General features: G+C 70.8%; 24 protein-coding genes and 1 pseudogene. 24 read left to right on the forward strand and 1 reads right to left on the reverse strand.

The annotated features are described in order from the left end of the window. Nucleotides 1–110 precede the first annotated feature (110 nt). From ABD329_RS31730 to ABD329_RS31840, 23 genes and pseudogenes are all read left to right on the forward strand, one after another. Entirely contained in the window at nucleotides 111–2,000 is a 1,890-nt protein-coding gene (locus ABD329_RS31730; RefSeq protein ID WP_198276527.1) for a hypothetical protein, read from the forward strand. Between the two features lie 3 nt (nucleotides 2,001–2,003). Beyond that, nucleotides 2,004–2,426, forward strand: coding sequence for a hypothetical protein (locus ABD329_RS31735; RefSeq protein WP_198276526.1), 423 nt, complete (start codon nucleotides 2,004–2,006; stop codon nucleotides 2,424–2,426). A gap of 81 nt (nucleotides 2,427–2,507) precedes the next feature. After that, nucleotides 2,508–3,299 carry a hypothetical protein gene (locus tag ABD329_RS31740; protein ID WP_198276525.1) on the forward strand — a complete coding sequence of 264 codons (792 nt, stop codon included), beginning with the start codon at nucleotides 2,508–2,510 and terminating at the stop codon, nucleotides 3,297–3,299. After that, on the forward strand, nucleotides 3,299–4,666 hold the full coding sequence (locus ABD329_RS31745) for a DNA/RNA helicase domain-containing protein (protein WP_198276524.1): 1,368 nt from the start codon (nucleotides 3,299–3,301) through the stop codon (nucleotides 4,664–4,666). Before ABD329_RS31740 ends, ABD329_RS31745 begins: the two co-directional genes overlap by 1 nt. Before the next feature lie 34 nt (nucleotides 4,667–4,700). After that, complete coding sequence (locus ABD329_RS31750) at nucleotides 4,701–4,847, forward strand: hypothetical protein (protein WP_198276523.1); 147 nt, start codon at nucleotides 4,701–4,703, stop codon at nucleotides 4,845–4,847. Between the two features lie 86 nt (nucleotides 4,848–4,933). After that, a complete protein-coding gene (locus tag ABD329_RS31755) occupies nucleotides 4,934–5,125 on the forward strand; it encodes a hypothetical protein (RefSeq protein ID WP_198276522.1) in 192 nt (63 codons plus the stop codon). Nucleotides 5,126–5,166: 41 nt separating this feature from the next. Further along, nucleotides 5,167–5,481: a hypothetical protein gene (locus tag ABD329_RS31760; protein ID WP_198276521.1), complete on the forward strand. Its 315-nt coding sequence runs from the start codon at nucleotides 5,167–5,169 to the stop codon at nucleotides 5,479–5,481. A gap of 13 nt (nucleotides 5,482–5,494) precedes the next feature. Then, nucleotides 5,495–5,983 carry an AAA family ATPase gene (locus ABD329_RS31765; RefSeq protein WP_198276520.1) on the forward strand — a complete coding sequence of 163 codons (489 nt, stop codon included), beginning with the start codon at nucleotides 5,495–5,497 and terminating at the stop codon, nucleotides 5,981–5,983. Continuing rightward, the gene (locus ABD329_RS31770) at nucleotides 5,980–6,663 is read left to right on the forward strand and encodes a hypothetical protein (RefSeq protein ID WP_198276519.1); all 684 of its coding nucleotides are present in this window, start codon (nucleotides 5,980–5,982) and stop codon (nucleotides 6,661–6,663) included. Before ABD329_RS31765 ends, ABD329_RS31770 begins: the two co-directional genes overlap by 4 nt. A gap of 88 nt (nucleotides 6,664–6,751) precedes the next feature. Beyond that, a complete protein-coding gene (locus ABD329_RS31775; protein WP_309142683.1) occupies nucleotides 6,752–7,579 on the forward strand; it encodes a deazapurine DNA modification protein DpdA family protein in 828 nt (275 codons plus the stop codon). Nucleotides 7,580–7,646: 67 nt separating this feature from the next. Continuing rightward, nucleotides 7,647–8,015, forward strand: coding sequence for a hypothetical protein (locus ABD329_RS31780; RefSeq protein ID WP_198276518.1), 369 nt, complete (start codon nucleotides 7,647–7,649; stop codon nucleotides 8,013–8,015). A gap of 206 nt (nucleotides 8,016–8,221) precedes the next feature. Further along, on the forward strand, nucleotides 8,222–8,569 hold the full coding sequence (locus ABD329_RS31785; protein WP_344317249.1) for a hypothetical protein: 348 nt from the start codon (nucleotides 8,222–8,224) through the stop codon (nucleotides 8,567–8,569). Between the two features lie 117 nt (nucleotides 8,570–8,686). After that, entirely contained in the window at nucleotides 8,687–9,589 is a 903-nt protein-coding gene (locus tag ABD329_RS31790; RefSeq protein ID WP_344317250.1) for a bifunctional DNA primase/polymerase, read from the forward strand. Beyond that, the gene (locus ABD329_RS31795; RefSeq protein ID WP_306420230.1) at nucleotides 9,586–9,921 is read left to right on the forward strand and encodes a hypothetical protein; all 336 of its coding nucleotides are present in this window, start codon (nucleotides 9,586–9,588) and stop codon (nucleotides 9,919–9,921) included. Before ABD329_RS31790 ends, ABD329_RS31795 begins: the two co-directional genes overlap by 4 nt. Then, nucleotides 9,918–10,703, forward strand: a pseudogene (locus ABD329_RS31800) (DUF3631 domain-containing protein); the annotation flags it as partial. The gene ABD329_RS31795 and the pseudogene ABD329_RS31800, both read left to right, overlap by 4 nt. 74 nt (nucleotides 10,704–10,777) lie before the next feature. Further along, nucleotides 10,778–12,319, forward strand: coding sequence for a YfjI family protein (locus ABD329_RS31805; protein WP_344317251.1), 1,542 nt, complete (start codon nucleotides 10,778–10,780; stop codon nucleotides 12,317–12,319). Nucleotides 12,320–12,656: 337 nt separating this feature from the next. Further along, nucleotides 12,657–12,899: a helix-turn-helix domain-containing protein gene (locus tag ABD329_RS31810; RefSeq protein ID WP_198281373.1), complete on the forward strand. Its 243-nt coding sequence runs from the start codon at nucleotides 12,657–12,659 to the stop codon at nucleotides 12,897–12,899. Nucleotides 12,900–12,992: 93 nt separating this feature from the next. Beyond that, complete coding sequence (locus tag ABD329_RS31815; RefSeq protein ID WP_198281372.1) at nucleotides 12,993–14,258, forward strand: tyrosine-type recombinase/integrase; 1,266 nt, start codon at nucleotides 12,993–12,995, stop codon at nucleotides 14,256–14,258. 308 nt (nucleotides 14,259–14,566) lie between these two features. Next, a complete protein-coding gene (locus ABD329_RS31820; protein ID WP_198281371.1) occupies nucleotides 14,567–16,207 on the forward strand; it encodes a penicillin-binding transpeptidase domain-containing protein in 1,641 nt (546 codons plus the stop codon). 168 nt (nucleotides 16,208–16,375) lie between these two features. Beyond that, a complete protein-coding gene (locus tag ABD329_RS31825) occupies nucleotides 16,376–16,906 on the forward strand; it encodes a YbaK/EbsC family protein (protein WP_198281370.1) in 531 nt (176 codons plus the stop codon). Next, the gene (locus tag ABD329_RS31830) at nucleotides 16,903–17,781 is read left to right on the forward strand and encodes an EamA family transporter (RefSeq protein WP_344317253.1); all 879 of its coding nucleotides are present in this window, start codon (nucleotides 16,903–16,905) and stop codon (nucleotides 17,779–17,781) included. Before ABD329_RS31825 ends, ABD329_RS31830 begins: the two co-directional genes overlap by 4 nt. Nucleotides 17,782–17,936: 155 nt before the next feature. Next, nucleotides 17,937–18,332: an effector-associated constant component EACC1 gene (locus ABD329_RS31835; protein ID WP_198282295.1), complete on the forward strand. Its 396-nt coding sequence runs from the start codon at nucleotides 17,937–17,939 to the stop codon at nucleotides 18,330–18,332. Between the two features lie 2 nt (nucleotides 18,333–18,334). Beyond that, entirely contained in the window at nucleotides 18,335–21,127 is a 2,793-nt protein-coding gene (locus tag ABD329_RS31840; protein WP_344317255.1) for a caspase, EACC1-associated type, read from the forward strand. Here ABD329_RS31840 and ABD329_RS31845 read toward each other — a convergent pair. After that, nucleotides 21,100–21,900 carry an SDR family NAD(P)-dependent oxidoreductase gene (locus ABD329_RS31845; protein ID WP_344317256.1) on the reverse strand — a complete coding sequence of 267 codons (801 nt, stop codon included), beginning with the start codon at nucleotides 21,898–21,900 and terminating at the stop codon, nucleotides 21,100–21,102. The two genes, ABD329_RS31840 and ABD329_RS31845, sit on opposite strands and share 28 nt — an antisense overlap. A 158-nt stretch (nucleotides 21,901–22,058) precedes the next feature. Between ABD329_RS31845 and ABD329_RS31850 the strand changes: the two genes are divergently transcribed. Beyond that, nucleotides 22,059–23,258 carry a serine hydrolase domain-containing protein gene (locus tag ABD329_RS31850; RefSeq protein ID WP_344317257.1) on the forward strand — a complete coding sequence of 400 codons (1,200 nt, stop codon included), beginning with the start codon at nucleotides 22,059–22,061 and terminating at the stop codon, nucleotides 23,256–23,258. The last annotated feature ends 51 nt before the right edge of the window (nucleotides 23,259–23,309 follow it).

The following is a 23,309-nucleotide window of genomic DNA, read 5'->3' on the forward strand; positions in this document are numbered from 1 at the left end:
CAACAACAACGGTTCAACGAGGCGGTCTGGCCTCGCGCGCATAATGCGTGCGCGTCACGCGCGCGTACGCGAGGCGGCCCGCTACGTCAAGTAGTTGAAAGGGGCGGCCGATGGCCGACGACGACCCGGGGAATGTGATCACACTCCCCGTCATCAACCTGAACCCGCCAGGGGACGACCCGCCAGCATCCGACGGCGGACTGCCGACCCTGCCGGACACCCCGCCCGCCGTCCCGCCGGGGCACATCAACCTCCCCTCGCCCGACCTGGACAGCGACGAGGACGACGAGAACGAGGACGACCCGGCTCCGGAGGTGATGGCGCGCGCCGCTGATGCCGGATCACCGGCCCGGGGCAGTGCGTCCATGGCCATGGTGGCCCTGGCCGGTATCGCCGTGGCGGCCCTGCGCGGGGCCTGGAACGTGGCCGCCTACCTCAAGGCCCGGCGCGAGCATCACCAAGCCGTGGCCGAACAGGCCCGGCAGGAAGCCAGCAAGAGCCGGTCTGGGGTGGACAAGGCCAGGACCGGTGCCGACGCGGCCCGTTGGAAGGGCCGTGTCCCGAGCGGTCCGGAGTTCGGCCGCAGCGCTGCCAGGGGCAGCGCCAAGCCGGGCGCCGCGCTCTCCCGTACGGCGCCGCCCGCTTCGGCCAAGCCCCACCACGCCACGGCGACGCACCCCAAAGCGTCCACGAAGGCCGATGGGGCCAGGAGCAGGACTCCGGACGGCAGGAGGGCTGCTGACGCGCGCAGGGAAGCGCGGAGGGACGCTGCCGCTCGTGGCGCCGACAGGAAGCCGGCGGGGGCGTCCTCGGCGGCGGGTGCTGGGAAGGACCCGGGCACGCTGGGGAAGATGGCCCTGGCGCGGCAGGCCCGGAAGAACGATGACGCCACGGCGGCCCGGCAGGCTGACGCCGACCGTCGTAAGGCCGACCTGGCCGACCGGGCCAGCGCCCGGAAGCAAGCCGAGAAGGACGCCGACGCCAAGCGCGCCCGGAAGATCGCCAAAGACAAGGCCCGGAAGCCCAAGAACGGCAAGCCCGACGACCCGAAGAAGCAGGCCAAGGACACACCGCCCCAACCCGAGCGGGTCAAGGACGATGCCTCGAAGGGCGATCTCGCCACGAGGCCCAACGGCGGCAAGGGCAAGGGGGGCCAGCAGAAGAAGTCGGGGCGGTCCTCGTCGCACACGCCCGGCGGTGAACCGGGCAGCAGGCCGTGGAAGAACCGCACCAAGACAAAGCACACAAAGCGGGATACAAAGAAGCACCGGAAAGCCCGTCAGGCTCCGCCAACTGGCGGGCCGCGCCCATCGGGTAGCCGTGGCCGTAAGAACGGCGAGCGCGGCCGTCAGCACCCCAGGGACGCGCCTCGCAGTGGCGGTGAGTGGCTGCGTCCTCCGCCCGGCTGGAAGGTCGGCTACTCCGTCACCATCACGCGGCCGGACCGCGAGAAGCCCGCACCGCAGCCCGCGGCCATCACCCGGGGCCGACGGGGGCTCCCCGCCGGAACCTCCACCGTCGCCGCCCCGACGGCCGGCACCGCCCCCGGGCCCAGCGGTCCGGCAGCACCACAGAAGGGAGCGCCGCCTATGAGCGCAGCGCCAGCCGTGCGGACCACGCAGTTCACCGACGCCGAGCTGACGGTCTATGACGTCATCGACTCCGACGAGGACATGGCCGAGGAGATCCTGGCGGGCGCCGAGCACGCCAAGGCAGTCGCCGACCGATGCGAGGACCTGACATCCGCCCTGGAGTCCCTCCACGCTGAGCTGATCGCCAAGAAGGTCCCCGGAGTCCTCATCGGCTGGACCGCGAAGCTGATCGAGCGGGCCCAGGTCGTCCAGGGCAAGGCCGAGGGCCTGGCGGCCGCGCTCCCCCGGGCGTCCGAAGCCATCACAGCTGCGGGCCAGCGAGCGGCCGCAGCGGACAAGCACCGCGCCGACGCGGTCAAGGACGCCGGACACGTCGCTCCGGCGGAGCGCGAATACCACCAGGAGTAGCCCATGAGCGAGATCGAACCCGCGGGCGTCGGCGGCCGGATCGCCCATCTGATCGGCGACGGGGTGACCTTCACCATCGTCACCGTCAGGCTCACCGCCGCCTCCGCCGCCATGGCCGCCCTGTCGCAGGCCGTGAGGGGCGCCTACAGCTACGTCGAAGGCTGCGCCACCTCGGTTGACCGGCTGGCCGACACGGCCGCATCGCTCCACGTGGACGCCGACGTGATCGCCGCGCACCGCGACGCGGCGGCCGTCATGCGCTCGGTGCTGGCCGAGGCGGAGGAGCTGGCGAACGAGGCGGCCGAGATGTCTGGCGACTTCCGGCAGGCTGCCGACGGCCACGAGGCCGATTACGGCCCGGTCGCCGCTGCCATGCAGACCGGCGGCGCCGAAGTGGCCGACCGGACCTACTACAGCAACCGATAACACCACAGCGCGACCAGGGGCGGCCCGCCGAACGGGCCGCCCCTTCGCGTGCCCTCCAGCAGTCAGGAAGGACCGAAGGTCATGATGCCGCTGCGCACCTACATCGACACCGCACGGGCCCGCATCGGCCGCGTGGCCACCACCGCCGGAGCCGCCACCCTCACCGCCGGTCTGTTCACCGACGCGGTCACGCTGCCGGGCCTTACCGCCGCCCTCGGCGCGGCCCTGCTCGGAGTCGGCTTCTCTCCCCGCCTCATGGCCGCGCACGACAAGGTCAAGCCCATCGCGATGATGGTCTACGCCTCGCCGCACGCGGGCATGGCCGGGATCCTCGTCGCCGAACGCGTCGCCTCCGGTGGGGTGGCCCGGCTCGTGGAGGCGGGAGCCGTCACCGCCTGGACGGCCGGCGTCTGGTGGATCCGCCCCGCCTTGCTGGCCAAGCGGATCGCCAAACCCTGGCCCGCCACCGAGCAGCACCAAGAGGCGGCGCCCGCCGTCGTCCAGGAGCTGGCCGACCCGGCGGCCCGCTGGTGGGCGGAGAACGTGGCCCGCGAAGGCGGCATCGCACCGGGCACACGACTGGTCGCCACGCAGCGGATCGACGCCGACCGCAAGGCGGCCGTCATCGCCGCGACCACACCCGGCGAGCCCGTACCGGAGATCAGCATCACGCGCCTGTCCGCCCTGACGGACATCCCCGAAGACAAGATCTCGATCGACCCGATCCCCGGCCGGGGCGCTGGCCTGCGCATGCTCACCATCGGCAAGAAGCGTGAAGCATCCGCCGACACCTGGACCGAGATCGCCCGCACCGCCCTGCCGGGCGTGGAGCTGGTGGAGACCAACACGTACGAACTCAAGGAACTCCGCTGATGGCGGACGTCACCGAACACGTCCTCAAGACTCCCCCGGGGGGAGTGAAGAACATCGACCACGACGCGCTGTGCGACCTGCTCAAGATCGATGACCCCTCACGGGTCATCTTCGAACAGGCCCGAGGAGAAGCGGTCGTCAGGGTCTTCCCTACCAACCCCTTGATGAACATGCGCCCCGCGACCCTCGCGGACCTGACCATGGACACGCGCGGCCGCATCACCGTCGGCGCCTACTACGACGGATCGCCCCTGCGCATCCGCCTGTACGACCCCAAGACCGGCAACGCACAGCGGATGGCGATCTTCGGCACCACCGGAGCCGGGAAGTCCCGGGCCCTGCAATCCATCCTGGCCGCCTGCAAACGCTCCGGCATCGTCGTCCACCTGGCCGACCTCAAGGAAGGCCAGAGCGTCCCCGAGGCGGCCGGGAACGTCGCCACCCGGGTCACCACCCAAAAGGGAGCCATCCGGCTTCTGCGCCGCCTCGTCCAAGAGGCCGAGCGGCGCATGAAGGCATACGGCCAGATGGGCCGGTCCGGCTTCATCATCGGCGACCCCGACCCGCTGATGTACGGCATCATCGACGAAGCCAACCGACTCCTGGAGAGGGGAGCCCCGTACCGCGACGAGGCGGCGGGGCTCATCAAGGAGCTCGGCCGCACCGGCCGCAGTGTCGGTGTCGGCATCATCCTGGCCGCGCAGGCCGGCCACCTCGAAGAGATGGGCGGAAGCGACACCCTCCGCGGCATGCTCAAGGAAGGCGAGGTGATCCTGCTGCGCTGGTCCTCCGCGATGATGGCCCAGCTCGTCTCCGACGGCCTCCTCCCCCGAGGGGAATCGCTCCAGCCGATCCCCAAAATCGTCGGCCAGATCCGCCGCATCCGCCGCTGGAACGAGACGGCCGACGAGGACGAGGACGAGCCCAACTCGCAGGGCATGTGCTACCACCTGACCTCGTCGCGGCCGACGAGTATGGCGCGCTTCTTCCTCGTCGGCTCCATCGCCCCCTGCCGCGGCCACGACCCCGTCATCCTCGCCCTGTACGGCGACGGACCGCCCCAGGGCGAGCCGTTGGACCTGGATGACACGGCAGACGAGGCCGCTTCGGAAGCAGGTACGGCCCGGTCGGGCCTGCCGTCCGTACCGGCCACGGTGGAAGCGATGCCGCCGGGCCCGGTGACGCTGGCCGACCGGATCACCGCAGCTCTGGCCCGGGGCCCGCTGACCGAGGCCGACCTCCTGGCGGCCGTCAACGCCGACGGCCACAAGCAGATCAAGCGCGGCTCCCTGCGGACCCGCATCTCCGACCTCCGCCGGGACGGCGTGATCGGGCCACCCGACGGCGGCCTGGTGACGCTGTCGTAGGCGCGCGCCATGCTGGCTCCAGGGAGGAGACGGCATGGACTTCGAGTTCGAATGCTGGTGCTGCGGCGCAGACTGCGTGGTCTACGGCAAGCCGGTGGGCTTCTGGGAAGAGCGCTACCGACTGCCGGGCGAGTGGGACTGCTGGAACTGCGGCGCCACCAACATCACCCCGGACGAATAACCCCACAGCACCCAGCGGCCAAGGGCCCCGGAGGCAAGAGCCTCCGGGGCCTTCGTCTGCTCTGACCCGTTCAGCAAGGAGCTGCCGTGATCGTCTCCGTGTCCACCGTGCTCCTCCTTGGAGCCGTCCTGGGCCTCATGCTCCGCAACCGCGCCCTTGGCCCCGGCGGCGCCACCATCGCCGCGCTTTTCGGCTTCTGCCTCGCCTCCACCGGCGCCGCCCCCGCCATCAACGACGCATTGCAGTCCCTCGCGGACTCCCTCAGCCGCATCGGCTGACAGACCCCGACCACCCGCACCAACCGGCTCCGGAGGCAGCTATGCAACCGCCCGACCCGCACCACACCATCCCCGGCAACCTCGCCCCGCACATACCCGCCGATCTCTACCGGCGGTTAGACGGCCAGCCCGTCGTCATCATCCAGACCCCCGCACCGGCCCCGTCCCATTCCCTCCGGAAGTGGGCCGTGCCGGTCTTCGTCGGGCTTGCTGGCGCCGCCGGGCTCCTCGGCGTGGTGGCCTCCGCCATCTGGATCGTCGACTACGCCGCGCGCACCGCCGCCTTCATCGGCTCCGCCACCGGCCCGATCGGCCTCGGCGTGTCCCTGAAGCTCTTCCAGTCCAAGAACAAGTGAGGAACGGCCCCGCATGGAAGCCTCATACGCCCCGGGAAGCCTGATTGTCCTGGTCGGCTCTCCCGGAGCGGGCAAGTCCACCTATGCCCGCCGTCACTTCCCGACCGGTCGTCTGTGCCTGGACGACTACCGGGAGATGGCGACCGACGACGCCGCCGACCAGTCCGCTACACCCACGGCGGCCCAGATCCAGAACCTTCTGCTGGAGGCCCGGCTCGCACGCGGTCTGACCACCGTCGTGGACAGCACCAACGTGCTGCCCCACGTCCGGGCCGGACTCCTTGCCCGCGCCCGCTACTACCGGCGTCCCGCTGTGGCAGTCCTGTTCGAGCTGCCGCTGGCCATCTGCCAGGCACGCAACACCGCCCGCGCCCGCCAGGTCCCCAAGGACGTGGTGCGCGAACTGCACCAGATGACCCCCACAGCCGAGCAGTTGACCGCCGAAGGCTTCACCAACATCCGAACCGTCCACCTGACCTGCGACAGGAGCACCACATCATGACCAGTCCCATGCCCTGGTTCGAATCCCTCACCGACAGCGTGTACGCCCTCGGCGCCGCCGCCCGCGAAGCCCAGCGCGCCGCCCGCGCCGCTGACCTGGCCCGCGACGCCTACGACCTCGACCGGCTTCGGCCGGTGGACGGTGAGGTCCACCTCGACGGCCGGGATCCGGGCGGGGTGCCGTTCCGCCCGCACGACGCCGCCCTGTTCACCATCGGCGACGCGCTCATGGAGCAGGCGTTCAAGCTGAGGAACCTCTACGTCCAGACCGCGATGGGCTACGCCTACGGCACCGCGTGGGCCATCTTTCGCGTCCTGGAGGGTCAGCAGCCCGACGCCGTCCAGCTCGGCCGCAGCCGGGAAGGGTTCTACGCCATCCCCGGTGAGCTGTGCCCGGTCCCGTCGCTGATGCCGGGCCTGGAGCGCTGGAGCGGCTACAAGAAGTTCGTCCAGGCCCATGCCCGGTGGGCCATGTGCGAGGAAGCGGGCATGTTCGCCGAGTACCTGGACGAACAGCCCCAGCTCTCCGACCACGAGGCCGGGGAACTCCACGAGGCCATCGACGCCGCGACCGGCGTGCCCGACGCCGCGTACGCCTACGGCCAGCTCGCTGAATCCGCCCTGCACTTCGCGCTGCTGGAACCCCGGGCCCAGCACGCCCGACAGCAGTCGGCTCGATAGCTACGCCCGGGGCGGCGGCCTCCGACCAAGGACAGCCCGCCGCCCCGGCTTCCCCTGCCCATCCACAACAGAACAGGAGCCATCCAGGGTGACCCCCTCCACCGACGCTCCGGCCCGGCAGCCGATGCGGTTCTACCTCACGACCCACAAGCGGCACTGGGTGCGCTTAACCGACAAGCCGCTGTTCTTGAAGTCGGAACACTTCGTGACGGCGGTGAAGCTGGGCCCGGCACAGGGCCCGTACGCGGTGGACTCCGGTGGGTTCTCGGAGCTCCAGCGTCATGGCTGCTGGACGCGCAGCGCGCGTCAGTACGTCGATGATCTGCGCCGGATCTGGGAGTGGGTTGGCCCGTTCGACTGGGCTGCCCCACAGGACTGGATGTGCGAGCCAATCATGATCCGGGGCGGCACGGTCGGCGGACAGCACTTCGTCGGCACCCGCCTGAGCATCGCTGAGCACCAGCGGCGCACCGTGGCCAATTACCTGGAGCTTCGGGAACTGGCGCCGGATCTGCCGATCGTGCCGGTGCTCCAGGGCTGGGATCTCCCAGACTACGAACGCTGCGTGGCTCTGTACGAGCGGGCCGGGATCGACCTGACCCGGGAACCCACCGTGGGACTCGGATCGGTCTGCCGCAGGCAGGCCACACGCGAAGCCGCCGCCATCGTCACCACCCTCGCCGGATACGGCATACGGCTGCACGGCTTCGGCTTCAAAACCCTCGGCCTGGCGAAAGTCGGTCACCTCATGGCCTCCGCCGACTCCGCCGCCTGGAGCTCCCACGCCCGCCGCAGGCCCCCACTGCCCGGCCACACCCACAAGAACTGCGCCAACTGCATCGACTACGCCCTGACCTGGCGCGATCGCGTCCTGCGTGGGCTGCCCTCACAGAACCAGCCCATTCTTGCCCCCTAGTTGTGCCATCTCATGAGGCTGATGCCACGCACTCGCCGTGCGAGGCATCGGAGAAAGGACAAGGACCATGACGATCCGCCCCACTCCCCCTTGGGAGAATCTCGACCCACTCACACGCGCCAGCCTGGAAGACCAGACGCCAGCCCGTCTTCAACGGGTCATGTACGGGCTGGGAGAGGACTACGACCAGATTCCGGTCGGCGAGTTCACCGCTGATATCGCCCGCGCTGATCGCTGGCTCAACGAGCTGCGCGCCAAAGACCCGGAAGCGGCCCGCATCTTCCACGGCCTCACCTTCGCGGACGCCGCTTGGAGCGGCCGGGCAGAGTACTACCTATGTGACGCCCTCATCGAGTGGGGCAATGCACATCACGACGCTGGCGTGTGGGGCCTGCCTGTCATCCGTGATCTGTTCGGCAAGTACGACAAGCAGTAGCGGGCGTCCCTCCGGCGTCGCAAACGTCCTGAGACATCACACCTAGTTACGCCCGGGGAGGCGGCCTCCGCCCAAGGACAGCCCGCCTCCCCGCCTTCCCCTGCCCAACCTGCGCGCCGGACTCCCCGCACCACCCCGCCTCCTGCGCCCTGCTCGTCCTGACGAACCTCGAAGTCAATCGCTGACGCTTTGGAAAGGGACCCCTCATGCCCATCATCGGCCCCGGCCCCGACGACCCCGAGTACGACAACTGGGACCCCGCCTGGCGGCATCAGGACACCCCGTTCCGCCGCTGGCTATTGGAAAAACTCACGGAGGCGGGTTGGAGCTTCGCGGCCGAAATCGCCACCAGCTCCGCTCCCGCCAACCGCTACAACGGGCTCACGGACATCGACGCGGGAAACCTCGCCAGCCTCATTGGCTGTAGTCCCGACGAGGTACGCGCCGCACACAAGGCCGACCTCGCCGACTGGCGACAGGAGCAGCAGCTCCGCGATCACCCCGACCTTGCAGTCCTCGACGTGGACCTGGACCGCCTCTGGCGCCGCTCCTGACCTGGAACCCCTGAGACATCACACCTAGATACGCCCGGGACGGCGGCCTCCGACCAAGGACAGCCCGCCGCCCCGGCTTCCCCTGCCCATCCACAACGGAACAGGAGAACCCCAAGCATGCCCCAACCCGATCCCTTCCGGCGAGACCACCCCGCCCACGACCCCCTACGAACCGCGCTCGCACTGGCCCAGGTCGGCATGCCGGCACTGCCCCTGCGGAAGGGCAAGGTGCCCTTCGGGAACTGCCGCACCTGCGCGGGGATCGCCTGCGGCGGCAGGCCCAACATGAAGACCCCGGGCCCCTGCCAGTGCCCCGGCGTCTGCCACGCCTGGGCCGCCGCCACCACCGACCCCACCGTGATCACCTCACCCGCATGGGCCCCCGCATGGCGCCAAGCCGTCGCCGTCGCCTACCACCCCGGCGGCGCCGGACTGACCGTGGTGGACCTGGACAACGCCGCCGCCGTCGCATGGGCCCGGCAGACCCTCCCAGTCACCCGGACCGTGCCAACCACGCGCGGCGAGCACTGGATCTACCGAGGAACGATGCCCTCGGCCAACCAGGTCCGGCCCGGCGTGGACATCAAATCGCGCATGTCCTACGCCCGCTGGCTCGGCCCCGGCACCGGCACCATGACCAACCTGCCGTCCACCGTCCGCGCCCTGGTGGACAAGGAAGAGACCACCCCCGCCCGCGCGGCCGTGGTCTCTTCGTCCCCGGCCCGCGCCGAGTGGGACCGGACCGTGGCCACCGGGTGCCGACACACCGAGCGGTACATCCGCACCGGGCTGCAACGCGGTCTCGACATGGTCCGCTCCCATACCGAATCGGGCGCCGGATCACAGGCATTCGGCGTGGCCCAGTTCCTCGCAGCCCAGCACACCAAGTGCCCCGGCCCCTGCGGACTGGACGCCATCGGCCAGCAGATCATCGCAGCGGCCGTGTCCGTCGGCGTACCCGAGGCATACGCGCAACGAGCCGTCACCAACGGCCTCCAGAGCGTAGGAGCGGCCACGTGACCGCCCACCCCAACAGCACCGGAAACCCGCCTCCGGACGCCGTACAGACCCCGCCCGAGACGACCGCAGGCGCCCCGACAGGCGCCGCCCGTCAGGGCGTCCCTTCTGGCTCTGGCGGGCAGCGGGGCGACGGCCGGTACCCCATCGCGTGGCTCCACATCACCGCACCGCCGGACTGGCAGGCCACGCCCACCGCCACCTCGACATGCGCGTGCGGACGCGACCGCAGCGCAGTCGGCCGCCGGAGGGTGCTCGCCCTGATCGCCGACCACGAAGCCCACAAGACCTCCTGCCCGCTCCGCAGCTCCCAGGAAGGGGCGACCGCCGCATGACCACCACTTCGCCCATCGACGGGGCCGGGCTGCTGGACGAGATCGAGGCGTTCCACCGCCGGTTCACCGCCTTCCCAACCCCAGCCGCCTACGCGGCCGTCACGTTGTGGAGCGCGCACACACACCTGCAGGACGCGTTCGAGTCCACCCCGCGCCTGGCGTTCCTCTCCCCGGGGCCGGGATCGGGCAGCACTCAGGGACTGGCGGTCTGCGGGACGCTCGTGCCGCAGCCGATGACGGCCGCCGACACCTCTCCGGCCGCGCTGTTCCGCGCCGTCTCGGGCCAGGACGGGCGCCGCCCCACGATCCTCTTCCACGAGATCGACACCCTCTTGGGGTCCCAGGCCAGGGGTGCCGAGGAACTACTCGGCCTGATCATCGCCGGGCACCGCCGTACCGGAGTCTCCTACCGGAGCATGAGGGACGGCGGGCAGCAGGCCGTCCAGGCGTTCCCGTCCTACGCAGCCATGGCCGTGGCGAGCCTGGGCCGACTGCCGGAAGCGATCCTGAGCCGTTCCGTGGTCATCCGCATGCACCGCCCCGCCCCCAGCGAGCGCCTGGAAGCCTTCCGCGCCCGCATCCACCGGCCTGAAGGGCACGCGCTGCGGGACCGCCTGGCCGCATGGGCCCACAGCGTCCGGGCCCGCATCGACGGGGCCCGCCCCGGGATGCCCGAGGGGGTGTCCGCACGGTCGGCGGATGTGTGGGAGCCGCTGCTGGCCGTGGCCGATACCGCCGGAGGCGACTGGCCGCGCCGCGCCCGCGAGGCATGCACGGCCCTCGCCCCACTGCCCGAACACCCCAGCACCCGCACCCACCAGACGACCGTCAGCACGAAGGAAGAGAAGAACGCCGCATGACCACACCCGAGACCGATCTGTGGGCGGGCTTCGACGAACAGGCGGCCGAAGCCGTCACAGGGCCCGTGTGGGACGAACCGGTCCCCCTGGCCCCGCACCGGGCGCTTCCGGCCTTCCCCGTGGACTCCCTGCCCGACTGGCTGGCCGACATGGTCACCGCCGTCGCCGAGGAGACCCAGACCCCCGCCGACCTGGCCGGATGCCTGGCCCTGTCCGTCATCGCCACAGCGGCCGGCGGCCGGGCCACAGTCTGCGTGCGGGGACGCTGGCGCGAGCCGGTCAACCTCTACACCGCCGTCGCCCTCGACCCTGGCAACCGCAAATCCGCCGTCTTCGCCCTCATGACCGAGCCCCTGATGGCGGCCGAGAAGACGCTCGTGGAGCTCTCCGGACCGGCCCGCGCCGAGGCCGAGACCACCGCGCGCCTGGCCAAGGCCGCCGCCGACAAGGCCGCCGCCAAAGCCGCGAACGCCGAACCGGGCCTGCGCGACCAGCTCACCGCCGAGGCCGTCGAACTCGCCCAGGCCGCCGAAGACATCAAGGTCCCCTGCAAGCCCCAGCTCGTCGCCGACGACGTCACCCCGGAGAACCTGGCCACCCTCCTGGCCGAGCAGGAAGGCCGCATCTCCGTCCTCTCCCCGGAGGGCGGCATCTTCGACATCATCGCCGGACGCTACAGCGGCACCCCCAACATGGAGGTCTTCCTAAAAGGCCACGCCGGGGACATGGTGCGGGTCAACCGGCAGGGCCGCGACGCCCAGCACATCGAGCACCCCGCCGTCACCATGGGCCTGGCCGTGCAACCCGAGGTACTGGAGTCCATCGGTCAGATCAAGGGAGCGGACGGCCGCGGGCTGCTCGCCCGCTTCCTGTACGCCCAGCCCGAATCCCTCGTCGGCCGCCGCAACCTCACCCCCGACCTCATCCCCGACCACGTGGCCGACACCTACACCCAACGGCTCGGCGGCCTGGCGCTGGCGATGGCCGGATGGACCGACCCCGCCGTCCTCACCCTCACCCCCGAGGCGGACCAGGTAATGCTCGCCTACCAGAAGGTCACCGAGTCCCGGATCGGCAAGGGCGGCTCCCTGGCCGGGATCGTGAAGTGGGCCAGCAAGCGGGATGGAGCCGTGGCCCGCATCGCCGGACTGCTCCACCTGGCCACCCACCCCGACCACGGCTGGACGCGGCCCATCGAGGCCGCGACGCTGGCCGCCGCGACCCGCCTCGGGGACTACTTCACCGTCCACGCGCAGCACGTCTTCGACTCCATGGGCGCCGACCCGGCCCAGGAAGCGGCCCACCAGGTCCTCACCCACCTCACGGACGCCCGCCTGACCGGCTTCACCAAACGCGACCTCTTCCGGGGTCTGCCCCGGGGCGACTTCCCCGCCATCGCCGACCTCGACCCCGCCCTCGCGCTGCTGGAGGAACACGGCTGGATCCGCCAGCAGCCCCAGCCCCCACGCTCCGGACGCGGCGGCCGGCCACCCTCCCCCCGCTACGACACCCACCCCCGCCTCACCCGAAGCGCCTGACACAACCCCCAACCCACCGACAGAACTGACAGAACCCCAACCAAAGCCCGCTGACCTGCGAAAACAGCCGGATCGATGGCTGTGACAAAACCTCCGGAAACTCTGACAGAACCCCGAGACACCAATCCGCCTCGCTGTGACAGAACCCCCCGCCAGGAGGTTCTGTCAGAGTTTTCGCGATTTCTGTCACAGCCGCCTCCGGGACCAAACCAGCAGGTCAGAGCACTATCACCCAGGTTCTGTCAGTTCTGTCACCGAATCCCAGGGCAGCGGCCCCCGACCAAGGACAGCCCGCCGCCCTGCTCGCCCATCCCAACAGCCCCATCAGGAGGGCCAGGTGAGTCCAACCACCGCCACACAGGCCGACCCCCGCACCAACCTTCGGGCCGGACTGCCGGATCGCTACCTCACCCCCGACGACATCGCCGAGATGTTCGAAGTCTCGAAAGAGACCGTCTACGCCTGGCGCAAGAAGCGCATCGGGCCGCCCGGATTCCGTGTCGGCAAGCACGTTCGCTACGACCCCGCCGCCGTCAAGCGCTGGCAGGACGCACGCATGGCCGCCGAAGAGGCCGCCTGACACCAGCGCCAACCGAAGACCTCCCACACCAGCAGGGGCGGGGCCACATGGCCCTGCCCCTGCTCTGATCTGCCCGCGAAGGGATCACGCCTAATGTCAGGGCACATCCAAGACCGCTGGTTCAAGACCGAACCCGGCCCCGACGGCAAACCCCGCCGTGTGAGGACCGACCGCCACGGCACCGGCATGCGCTACCGTGCCCGCTACATCGGCCCCGACGGCGCCGAGAAGAGCAAGTCATTCCCGGATAAGCAAAAGCGCCTCGCGGAGGACTGGCTCACGAAGACGGCCGCCGACATGTCGCGCGGCCAGTACATCGACCCCCGCGCCGCACGCATGACGTTCCAGCAGTACGGGGAACAGTGGCTTTCGACACACACCACGGACATCAACAGCCAGGATTCAGCGGAACGGCGTCTGCGCCTGCATGCCTTCCCGTACCTCGGAACGCGCCCCCTGGCGTCGTTCCAGCCCGGACACATCCGGACCTGGCTGAGCGAGTTGGAGAGCGCCGTACCGGCGGCTTCCTACCGGCGGATCATCTTCGGAATTGTCTCAGCCGTCCTCAGTGCGGCCGTAGACGACGGCCTGATGCCTCGGAACCCCTGCCTGGTCAAGTCGGTCAGAGGGCCCCAGGGAAGCCCGTCAAAGGTGGTCCCGTGGACGCCAGAGCAGGTCTTTGCCGTCCGGGCCGCTCTGCCCGAGCGGTACCGCGCGATGGTCGACGTGGGCGGGGGGTGCGGCCTGCGGCAGGGGGAGATATTCGGTCTGCCCATCGACAACGTGGACTTTGACGGCGGCTGGCTGGCCGTTCGGCAGCAGCTCAAGCGAGTGCGGGGCAAGTTCGTCTTCGCGCCCCCGAAGCGCGGCAAGCTCCGTGACGTACCGCTCCCCACCGTCGTCGGCGCCGCTCTGCGGGAGCACCTGGAGCGGTTCCCCGCCGTGAAGGTGACCCTTCCGTGGCTCACGCCGGACGGACCCATGGTCACGAAAGAGTTGCTGTTCACCGGCCAGGCTGGCCGCGCCGTGCGGTCGAGCCACTTCGATGATCACCTCTGGAAACCGGCTCTCGCCGCCGCTGGCTTCATCCCGGAGCCTGAGAAGGGCGAGCGCTACCAGGCCGCGCGCGAACACGGCATGCACGCGCTCAGGCACTTCTACGCGTCCGTTCTGCTGGACGCGGGCGAGAGCATCCGGGCACTGAGCACGTACCTCGGGCACAGTGATCCCGGGTTCACGCTGCGTGTCTACACCCATCTGATGCCGAGCAGCGAGGGTCGTACCCGCCGGGCAGTCGACACCCTCTATCGGGCCTCCGGTAGGCCGCTGGACGGCCCAGAGACGGCCCAGAGCTCCTAGGAACAGCCTGGCCAGAGGGAAAGTCCCTGGTCAGACTGGACAAGCGTCCGGGAATCGGAACTTCATCTACTTCTTCCCGCTCTACACGGGCCAGACGATGCCCATGGACGCCTGGCGTGCCCGGATGTGGCTCGACACCTGGATCTGACCCCGGCTCGGCCACGGGCCCACCGCATGGATCCGGCCACGGCCCCCGCGCCCCCTACGGTGAGGGCGCGGGGGCTTCACGTGGTGCCGGTAGAGTGCCGGGCACCGCGGCTCCCATCGACTGATGGGGGGAACCGAGAACACAGTGTGGGGGTTCTGAAATGCGGAGTGGCGCGAGAGCCGCGATCGTCGGTGCGGTGTTCGCCGCCATGGTCGGTGTGGCCGGTTGCGGCAGCGGCCAGGACGATTCGGCCGGCCCGAAGGACGGTGCGAGCGCCGGCTCGGGTGACGACAAGCCGTCCCTGAAGAAGGTGAAGACCGGCCCGCCCAGCGCGGCCGAGGTCAAGACCACCGCCCACGCGTTCCTGGCGGCCTGGTCGGCGGGCGAGACGGCGAAGGCCGCCGCCCTTACGGACGACAGCGACGCGGCCACCACGGCGCTGGGCGGCTACCGCACAAAGGCCAAGGTGGCCAAGGTGACGCTGGACGCGGGGCAGGCGAGCGGCGCCAAGGTGCCGTTCTCGGTCAACGCCCAGCTCTCCTCCGGCGGTGAGAGCGTCCCCTGGACGTATGAATCCTCGCTGACCGTGACCCGTGACACCAAGACCGGCAAGCCGGTCGTCGCCTGGAAGCCCTCCGTGGTCCACCCCGACCTCGTCGAGGGCGACACGCTCAAGACCGGCGCGTCCGAGGCACCGCCGATCAAGGCGGTGGACCGCGACGGCAAGGAGCTGACCGCCTCCGAACACCCGACCCTCAAGACCGTGCTGGCCGCGCTGCGCGAGCGGTACGGCAAGAAGGCGGGCGGCGAGGCGGGCGTGGAGACCTGGATCCAGCGCGCCAAGGGCTCCAAGTCCCCCGACAAGACCCTCAAGGTGCTCTCCAAGGGCACCCCGGGCACGCTCCGCACCACGATCGACGCATCGCTCCAGCGCACCGCCGAGCAGCAGGTGAGCAAGCGCACCAAGGCGTCGGTGGTCGCGGTCAAGCCCAGCACCGGTGAGATCCTCGCGCTGGCCAACTCCCCCGCGAGCGGCTTCAACACCGCCTTCCAGGGCTCCTACGCGCCCGGCTCGACGATGAAGATCATCACCTCGACGACGCTGATGGACAAGGGTCTGGCGGCGTACGGCAAGCCGCATCCGTGCCCGAAGTACTTCAGTTACGGCGGCTGGAAGTTCCAGAACGACAAGAAGTTCGAGATCAAGAACGGCACCTTCGAGCAGAGCTTCGCCCGCTCCTGCAACACGGCCTTCATCAGCCAGGCGGGGAAGCTGAAGGACGACGACCTGAGCAAGGAGGCCCGGGACGTCTTCGGCATCGGGCTCAACTGGCAGACCGGCGTGCCCACCTTCGACGGCGCGGTGCCGGTGCAGTCCGCCGCCTCCAAGGCCGCCTCGCTGATCGGCCAGGGCGGCGTGCGGATGAACCCGCTCAACATGGCGTCGGTCGCGGCCACCGCCACCACCGGCACCTTCCACCAGCCGTACCTGGTCTCGCCTTCGCTGGACGACCGGACGCTGGCCAAGGCGAGCAGGACCATGAAGTCCAGCACCCACGACCAGCTGAAGAAGCTGATGAAGCTCACGGCCACCTCGGGCACCGCCGCCGAGGCGATGGCCGGGATGAGCGGTGACTTCGGCGCCAAGACCGGTTCGGCCGAGGTGGACAACCAGGAGAAGCCGAACGGCTGGTTCAGCGCGTACCGCGACGATGTCGCGGCCGCCGGTGTGGTCCCCGAGGGCGGCCACGGCGGCGACACGGCGGGCCCGATCGTGGCGGCCCTGCTGCGCGCGGGCTGAGCCTTCGCGGATACGGCCCAGGAGCCGGGCGGGCGCGTCGAGCGCCCGCCCGGCTCCTTCGCGTTCGGCCGGTTGGCGGGGCCCGGACGACAACCGTCAGCGGGGCCCGGATGCCACCGACGGGAAATGCCGTGGCGGCGGGCGCGGGGGCGTCGATAGCGTCGGCCCATGGTCGACTCCACCCCTGACTCCACCCCTGACTCCGCCCCTGCCTCCAGCGCTGACTCCGCCGCCCACCCGCGCTTCGCCGACGCCCTGCGCCGGCTCGGCCTGGACGTCGAGGTGCGCCGGTTCCCCGACGCCACCCGTACCGCCGCCGAGGCCGCCGCGGCGATCGGCTGTGAGCTGGGCCAGATCGTCAAGTCGCTGGTCTTCGAGGCGGACGGACAGCCGGTGGTGGTGCTGATGGACGGGGCGTCCCGGGTCGACGTCGAGCTCGTACGGCATGAACTGGGCGCCGGGAGCGTCCGCCGGGCGGACGCGGCGCTGGTGCGCGAGACCACCGGCTACGCCATCGGCGGGGTGCCGCCCTTCGGCCACCGCACCCGTACCCGCGTCCTCGCCGACCGCCGGCTGCTGGACCACGCGACCGTATGGGCCGCGGCGGGCGATCCGCACACCGTCTTCCCGCTCGACCCCAAGTCCCTGATCGCGCATGCCGAGGGCGCCCTGGTGGATGTGCGCGAGCGGTCCGCGTGACCCCGCTGGTCGCGGCCGCGGTCCTCATAGCGGCCGTCACCCACGCCAGTTGGAACGCGATCGCGCACGGCATACGGGACCAGCTCCTCGCCTTCACCCTGGTGGGCGGGGGCGGGGCGCTGTGCGGGCTGGCGCTGCTGCCGTTCGTCCCGCTGCCCGCGGCGGACGCCTGGCCGTATCTGCTGGCCTCCGCGGCCATCCACGTCGTCTACCAGCTGCTGCTCATGCGCTCGTTCCACCTGGGCGACTTCGGCCAGATGTACCCCATCGCGCGCGGCACCGCCCCGCTGGTGGTGACCGTGGCCGCCGCGGTCTTCGTCGGCGAGCGGCCGGACCAGTGGCAGACGGCGGGCATCGTGGTGGCCTCGGCGGGGCTGGTGGGCGTGGCGCTGTGGGGCATCAGGGGGGCGCGGCACGCCGAACGCGAAGGGAGCGGCGGGGGCGCGCCGCAGTGGCTCGCCCTTACGGCCGCCATCGCCACCGGTCTGTCCATCGCCGCGTACACCGTCGTGGACGGTCTGGGGGTGCGCGCCTCCGGCAGCCCGCCCGCCTACATCGCCTGGCTGATGATCCTGGAGGGCTTCGCCATCCCCGTCTGCGCGCTGGCGATCCGGCGCGGTGCGCTCCTTCGGCAGCTGCGGCCGGTCGCGGCGCGCGGGCTGCTCGGCGGGCTGCTGTCGGTCGCCGCCTACGGCCTGGTGCTGTGGGCCCAGACCCGGGCCGAGCTCGCCCCGATCGCGGCGCTGCGCGAATCGTCGATCATCGTGGGCGCGGCGATCGGGGCACTGTTCTTCAAGGAGCGGTTCGGCGGTCCGAGGATCGCGGCGGCGGGGCTGATGGTGGCGGGCATCGGGCTGATGCTGCACGCGGGTTGACCGCGTACGGGGCGTCCGCCGGACCACACGGCGGAGGGCTTCGCCCCTGGACCCCGGGGTCTGGGCCTTCGTTGGTCCTGTGCCGGGCGGCGGTCCTGCGCGGGCGGACCTGGGTACGACAGAATCGGGGAGACCGTCGTCACAAGGGGGACTTGGTGCGGATCGATGTAGCGGTGACCGGTGGGGAGGCGGAGCTCCGTTCGCTCCACGACTGGCTGAGACGGGATCCGGGCACGCGTCGCGGCGCCCAGGTGGAGCTGATCCAGGCCGAGCCGTCGCCGGGCCAGATGGGCGTGCTCACCGATGTCCTGCAACTCGTCACCGACAACGCCTGGAGCGCGGCCTCCTTCGCGCTGGCGCTGTCCACCTGGCGGCAGACGCGGCCGCACGGCCGACGGATCACCGTGCGCCGTGGTGACCTTACGGTCGACATCGACGGCGGTGGCGACGAGGAGCTGCGGCGGCTGATCGACGCGCTGGAGCGCCCGGCCGCACCCGAACCGGAACGGGAACCGGAACCGCACCGTCAGGGTGGCGGGGAAGGGCGATAGCCGTGGCCGTTCTGCCCGATCCGGCCGCCAGCCGCGCGGTGCTCATCGGCACCAGCCGCTATGCCCACCTTGAGCAGATCCCGGCGGTGGCCAACAACCTGAGCGCGCTGGCCGCGGCCCTGTGCGCACCGGGCTCCTGGGCGCTGGCGCCCGAGCACTGCACGGTCATCGAGGACCCCGGCACCGCGGTCGAGGTCCTCGAGGCCGTCCGGACCGCGGCCGAGGAGGCCACCGACACCCTGCTGGTGTACTTCGCGGGACACGGCCTCGTGGAACCGCGCCGCGGCGAGCTCTTCCTGGGGCTGACCGGGTCCATGCAGCACCGCTCCTACACCGGGCTGCCGTACGGCACGCTGCGCGACGTCGTGCTGGACGGGCGGGCCGGGCGCCAGGTGATGCTGCTCGACTGCTGCTTCAGCGGACGTGTGCTCGGCTTCATGAGCGCGGCGAGCGCCGAGGCGGTCATCGACCAGGTGGAGATCGAGGGGACCTATCTGCTGGCCTCCGTCCCCGACACCAGCTTCGCGCTCGCCCCGCCCGGTGAGACCCATACGGCCTTCACGGGTGAGTTGCTGCGGTTGCTGCGCGAAGGGGTTCCGGGCGGGCCGGAGTTACTGGACCTGGACACGGTCTACGCGCAGGTATACGCGGCGCTGCGGGCCAAGGGGCGGCCGCTGCCGCAGAAGCGCGACCGCAATACGGCGGGCGGGCTCGCCCTGGCGCGCAACGCCGCCTGGGCACCGCCCGGCTTCGGCCCGCCGCCCCCGCCGTACGACCACGAGCCCACGCCGCCATCCACACCGTACGGCCACGAGCCGACGCCGCCGCCCACACCGTACGGCCACGAGCCCACGCCGCCGCCCCCGCCGTACGGCCACGAGCCGGCCCCGCCGCCCGCCGTGCCGCCGATGCCCACCTGGTCGCCGATGGCCCTGCCGTCGCCCGCCCCGCTCCCCTCCCCCGGCGGCGCCGCCTCTCGGGGCCGCCGCCGTGCCGTCACCTACGGGCTGGCGGGAGCGCTCGTCGTCGCCCTGGTGGCCGCGGGCGTACCCCTGGCGATGTCCTGGATGAAGGACTCATCCAAGGACGACTCCGGGCAGCACCCGTCGGAGTCGAAGTCGTCAGGCAAACCGAAGCCGGGCCCCACCTCCGGGTACAACGCCGCGGCCAAGGGCGCCGTCGTCAACGCCTCGACGAAATCGGGCGGAACGCTGAAGTTCACCAGCCGGAACGACGCGGACTATTGGGACCCCCAGCGCACCTATTACGGCTACATCTGGAACTTCTCCCGCTACTACGCCCGCCAACTGGTCACCTACGCCCCCAAGCCCGGTAAGGACGGCGCCGAACTGGTCCCCGACCTCGCCGAGAACGTGGCCAAGGTGACCAACGGCGGTAAGACGTACACCTACACCCTGCGCAAGGGGATCACCTGGGAGGACGGCTCCCCGATCACGTCCCATGACATCAAGTACGGCATCGAGCGGATCTGGGCCCAGGACGAGATCTCAAATGGCCCGATCTTCCTCCAGCAGGCACTCGACCCCGGTCTCAGCTACAAGGGGCCGTACAAGGACAAGCGCGACCTGAAGGCCATCAGGACCCCGAACGACAGGACCATCGTCTTCAACCTGCCCAAGCCCAACGGCGACTTCGAGCGCATGCTCGCGACGCCGTCCGGATCTCCGGTGAAAAAGGAGAAGGACACCAAGGGCAAGTACACGAACAGGCCGTTCTCCTCGGGGCCGTACAAATTCGGCACCTACCATCCGGGAAAGTCACTGGAACTGGTCCGCAACACCAAGTGGAATGCGTCGTCCGACCCGATCCGCACCGCCCTTCCCAACCGGATCACGCTGGATGTCAACGACAATGAGCAGTCGAGGGCCCAGGCACTGTCCCACGGCGACTATGACCTGGACCTGCAATCCTCCGGGCTCAGCGCGGATGCCATCACCAAGGCCAGGAGCAGTTCCGACCTCAGTGCCCGGCTGGACAACCCGTACACCCAGCTGCTCCTGTTCGCGGCCCTCCCACGCTCCGTCAAACCCCTGGACAACGTCCACTGCCGTAAGGCGGTCCTCTACGCGGCGGACAGGGAGAACATGCAAACCGCCTCCGGGGGTGAGCTCTCCGGCGATATCGCGCCCCATATGCTCCCACCCTCCATCGGCGGCTCCGAGTCCTCCTACGACCCGTACGAGACGCGCAAGCTGCGTGGCAAGCCGAACGCCACCAAGGCGGAAGCGGAGCTGAAGGCGTGCGGGAAGCCGAACGGCTTCAAGACCACCATCGCGGTACGCAACAACCGCCCAGCCGATGTGACCGTCGCCGAGTCGCTCCGGTCATCGCTGCGGAAGGTCGGTATCGAAGCCGAGATCGATCAGATCGACGGCGGCCAATACAGCGTGACGATGGGCGCGCCCGAGGTGGTGAAGAAGAAGGGATACGGCATCGTCATCTACCGGTGGGGTCCCGACTTCCCGACCGGTCAGAGCTTTCTGGAGCCGCTGGCCGACAGCCGTTTCATCCAGAGCACCGCCAATACCAATGTCGCGGAGCTGGACGATCCCACGATCGACCACCTCTTCGACACGGCCATCGCCGAACAGGACGCGACAAAGGCCGGGAGCGACTACGCACAGATCAATCGGAGGATCTCCGACTCCGCCGCCTATCTGCCCATCCTGTTCCAGAAGAGCGTGCTCTGGCGCGGCTCCCGGCTGACCAACGTCTATACGAGCGACCTCTGGCAGGGCGGCTACGACTATGTCTCGCTGGGTGTCTCCGAGTGACCGAAGGCCCTGCGCACCGCCACGTTCGTGGTCGTGATGCCGCCGTCCACGGGGAGGGTGATCCCGGTGATCCAGGCGGCGTCGGAGGAGGCCAGGAAGGTGATGGCGGCGGCGATGTCGGTGGGTTCGCCGACCCGGCCGAGGGGGTAGACCTCGGCGGCGCGGCGCAAAGTGTCCTCCTGGCCGTCCCAGCCGGGGGTGCGGATCGTGCCGGGGGCCACGAGATTGACGCGGACGCCCCGGGCGGCGGCGTGGGCGGCCAGGGTCCGGGTGAGGCTGCCCAGGCCCGCCTTGGCGGCGCTGTAGGCGTGGTTGCCGAAGTCCTGGAGGCCGTTGACCGAGCCGACGTTGACGATCGCGCCCCGGCCCTCCGCGGCGGCCAGATGCGGCAGCGCGGCCCGGGAGCAGCGGAACGCGCCGCCGAGGGTGACATCGATGTCCTGCTGCCACTCGTCGTCCGCCTGGTCCTCGAAGAGCGGGGTGTCGACGTGGCACGAGTGGGCGCTGTTGACCAGGACGTCCAGCCTTCCGAAGCTCCTTACGGCGTGCGCCACGGCCGCCTCGGCGTCCGTCCGCAGGGCCACGTCGCAGCCCAGCGACTCGGCCTCGCCGCCGTTCGCCCGTATGGACGCGGCGGCCTTGGCGGCCCGTTCGCCGTCCTGGTCGGTGATCAGCACCCGGGCGCCCTCGTCGGCGAACCGGCGGGCGGTCACCTCCCCTATCCCGCGCCCCGCGCCGGTGAGCATGACCGCGTAGCCCTCGAATCTCCGCACCGTGTGTCCCTTCTCGTCGGCTCCGGGACCGCCACCGCCCCAACGCGGCGGGTCCGCCGGGATCATGCCCGGCCCCGGCATGATCCTCCCGCGCGGGGCGTTGCACCATAAGAGAAACTCAGCACACACGCTCGGGTCGGCATGGCGGGAGTCGGACAGTGGTGGACGTCCAGGGCACGGTGGCGGACGGTTTCGAACCGGTCCGGGACGCCTTCGCGGCGAACTTCGCCCGGCACGGGGAGCGCGGCGCGGCCGTGGTCCTGTACCGGGAGGGCGAGAAGGTCGTCGATCTGTGGGGCGGTACGAAGACCACCGACGGCGGCGAGCCCTGGGCCCAGGACACCGCCCAGGTCGTCCGGTCGGTCACCAAGGGCGTGGCCGCCGCGGTGCCCCTGCTGCTGCACCAGCGCGGCCAACTGGACCTGGACGGACGGGTCAGCACCTACTGGCCGGAGTTCAAGGCGGCCGGCAAGGAGCGGGTGCTGGTGCGGCATCTGCTCGCGCACCGCACCGGCGTGCCCGTGCTGGACACCCCGCTGACCCCCGCCGAGGCCATCGACGGCATATCAGGCCCGCGGGCCGTCGCCGCCCAGCAGCCCGTATGGGAACCCGGTACGGCGCACGGCTACCACGCCCAGACGTACAGCTGGCTGCTGGGCGAGCTGGTGCGCAGGGTCACCGGGCGGACCATCGGGCGCTGGATCGCCGAGGAGATCGCCCGGCCGCTGGGGCTCGACCTGTGGCTCGGGCTGCCCGAGGAGCAGCGGGGCCGGGTGGGCCGGATCGCGGCGGTGGAGGCGCTCGCCGCGCCCGCCGCCCAGGGGCCGCGGCTGCGTCCCAAGCGGTCGGTCGCCGAGGCGTACCGGGATCCCGAGTCGCTGACCCGGCGGGCGTTCGCCGCGATCACCCCGCTGCCGGACGAGAACGACCCCGCGTATCTGGCCGCCGAGTTGCCCGCCTCGGGCGGGGTGGCGACCGCCGAGGCGCTGGCGCGCTTCTACGCGGCGCTGATCGGCCCGCTGCCCTCGGCCCGTACGGCGCGCTCGGGGGGCAGGCTGTTCGCGCCGGCGACGCTGACGATGGCCCGCACCGAGGAGTCCGCGGGCCCGGACCGGGTCCTGGTCGTCGGCACCCGCTTCGGCCTCGGCTACATGCTGCACGGTCCGGCCTGCCCGCTGCTGGGGCCGGGCTCCTTCGGCCATCCGGGGCGCGGCGGGTCCCTCGCCTTCGCCGACCCGGAGGCGCGCATCGGCTTTGCCTACGTCACCAACGGTATGCGGCGCGGTGTCACCGCCGATCCGCGTGCGCAGGCGCTCGTGCGCGCGGTGCGGACCAGCCTGGCGGCGCGGGAGGCGTAGCGGAACGGCCCGCCGCTGGTGCGGTGGCGCGGCGCGGAAGAGCAGGCGCCG

The sequence above is a fragment of the Streptomyces javensis genome (assembly GCF_039525925.1).
In the GTDB taxonomy this organism is placed as follows: domain Bacteria; phylum Actinomycetota; class Actinomycetes; order Streptomycetales; family Streptomycetaceae; genus Streptomyces; species Streptomyces asiaticus.

Bases quoted from the DNA above. Each gene is read 5' to 3' on its own strand.
- ABD329_RS31730 (WP_198276527.1), top strand. From the start codon at position 111: ATGGCCGACGACGACCCGGGGAATGTGATCACACTCCCCGTCATCAAC.
- ABD329_RS31735 (WP_198276526.1), top strand. From the start codon at position 2,004: ATGAGCGAGATCGAACCCGCGGGCGTCGGCGGCCGGATCGCCCATCTG.
- ABD329_RS31740 (WP_198276525.1), top strand. From the start codon at position 2,508: ATGATGCCGCTGCGCACCTACATCGACACCGCACGGGCCCGCATCGGC.
- ABD329_RS31745 (WP_198276524.1), top strand. From the start codon at position 3,299: ATGGCGGACGTCACCGAACACGTCCTCAAGACTCCCCCGGGGGGAGTG.
- ABD329_RS31750 (WP_198276523.1), top strand. From the start codon at position 4,701: ATGGACTTCGAGTTCGAATGCTGGTGCTGCGGCGCAGACTGCGTGGTC.
- ABD329_RS31760 (WP_198276521.1), top strand. From the start codon at position 5,167: ATGCAACCGCCCGACCCGCACCACACCATCCCCGGCAACCTCGCCCCG.
- ABD329_RS31765 (WP_198276520.1), top strand. From the start codon at position 5,495: ATGGAAGCCTCATACGCCCCGGGAAGCCTGATTGTCCTGGTCGGCTCT.
- ABD329_RS31770 (WP_198276519.1), top strand. From the start codon at position 5,980: ATGACCAGTCCCATGCCCTGGTTCGAATCCCTCACCGACAGCGTGTAC.
- ABD329_RS31780 (WP_198276518.1), top strand. From the start codon at position 7,647: ATGACGATCCGCCCCACTCCCCCTTGGGAGAATCTCGACCCACTCACA.
- ABD329_RS31785 (WP_344317249.1), top strand. From the start codon at position 8,222: ATGCCCATCATCGGCCCCGGCCCCGACGACCCCGAGTACGACAACTGG.
- ABD329_RS31790 (WP_344317250.1), top strand. From the start codon at position 8,687: ATGCCCCAACCCGATCCCTTCCGGCGAGACCACCCCGCCCACGACCCC.
- ABD329_RS31805 (WP_344317251.1), top strand. From the start codon at position 10,778: ATGACCACACCCGAGACCGATCTGTGGGCGGGCTTCGACGAACAGGCG.
- ABD329_RS31815 (WP_198281372.1), top strand. From the start codon at position 12,993: ATGTCAGGGCACATCCAAGACCGCTGGTTCAAGACCGAACCCGGCCCC.
- ABD329_RS31820 (WP_198281371.1), top strand. From the start codon at position 14,567: ATGCGGAGTGGCGCGAGAGCCGCGATCGTCGGTGCGGTGTTCGCCGCC.
- ABD329_RS31825 (WP_198281370.1), top strand. From the start codon at position 16,376: ATGGTCGACTCCACCCCTGACTCCACCCCTGACTCCGCCCCTGCCTCC.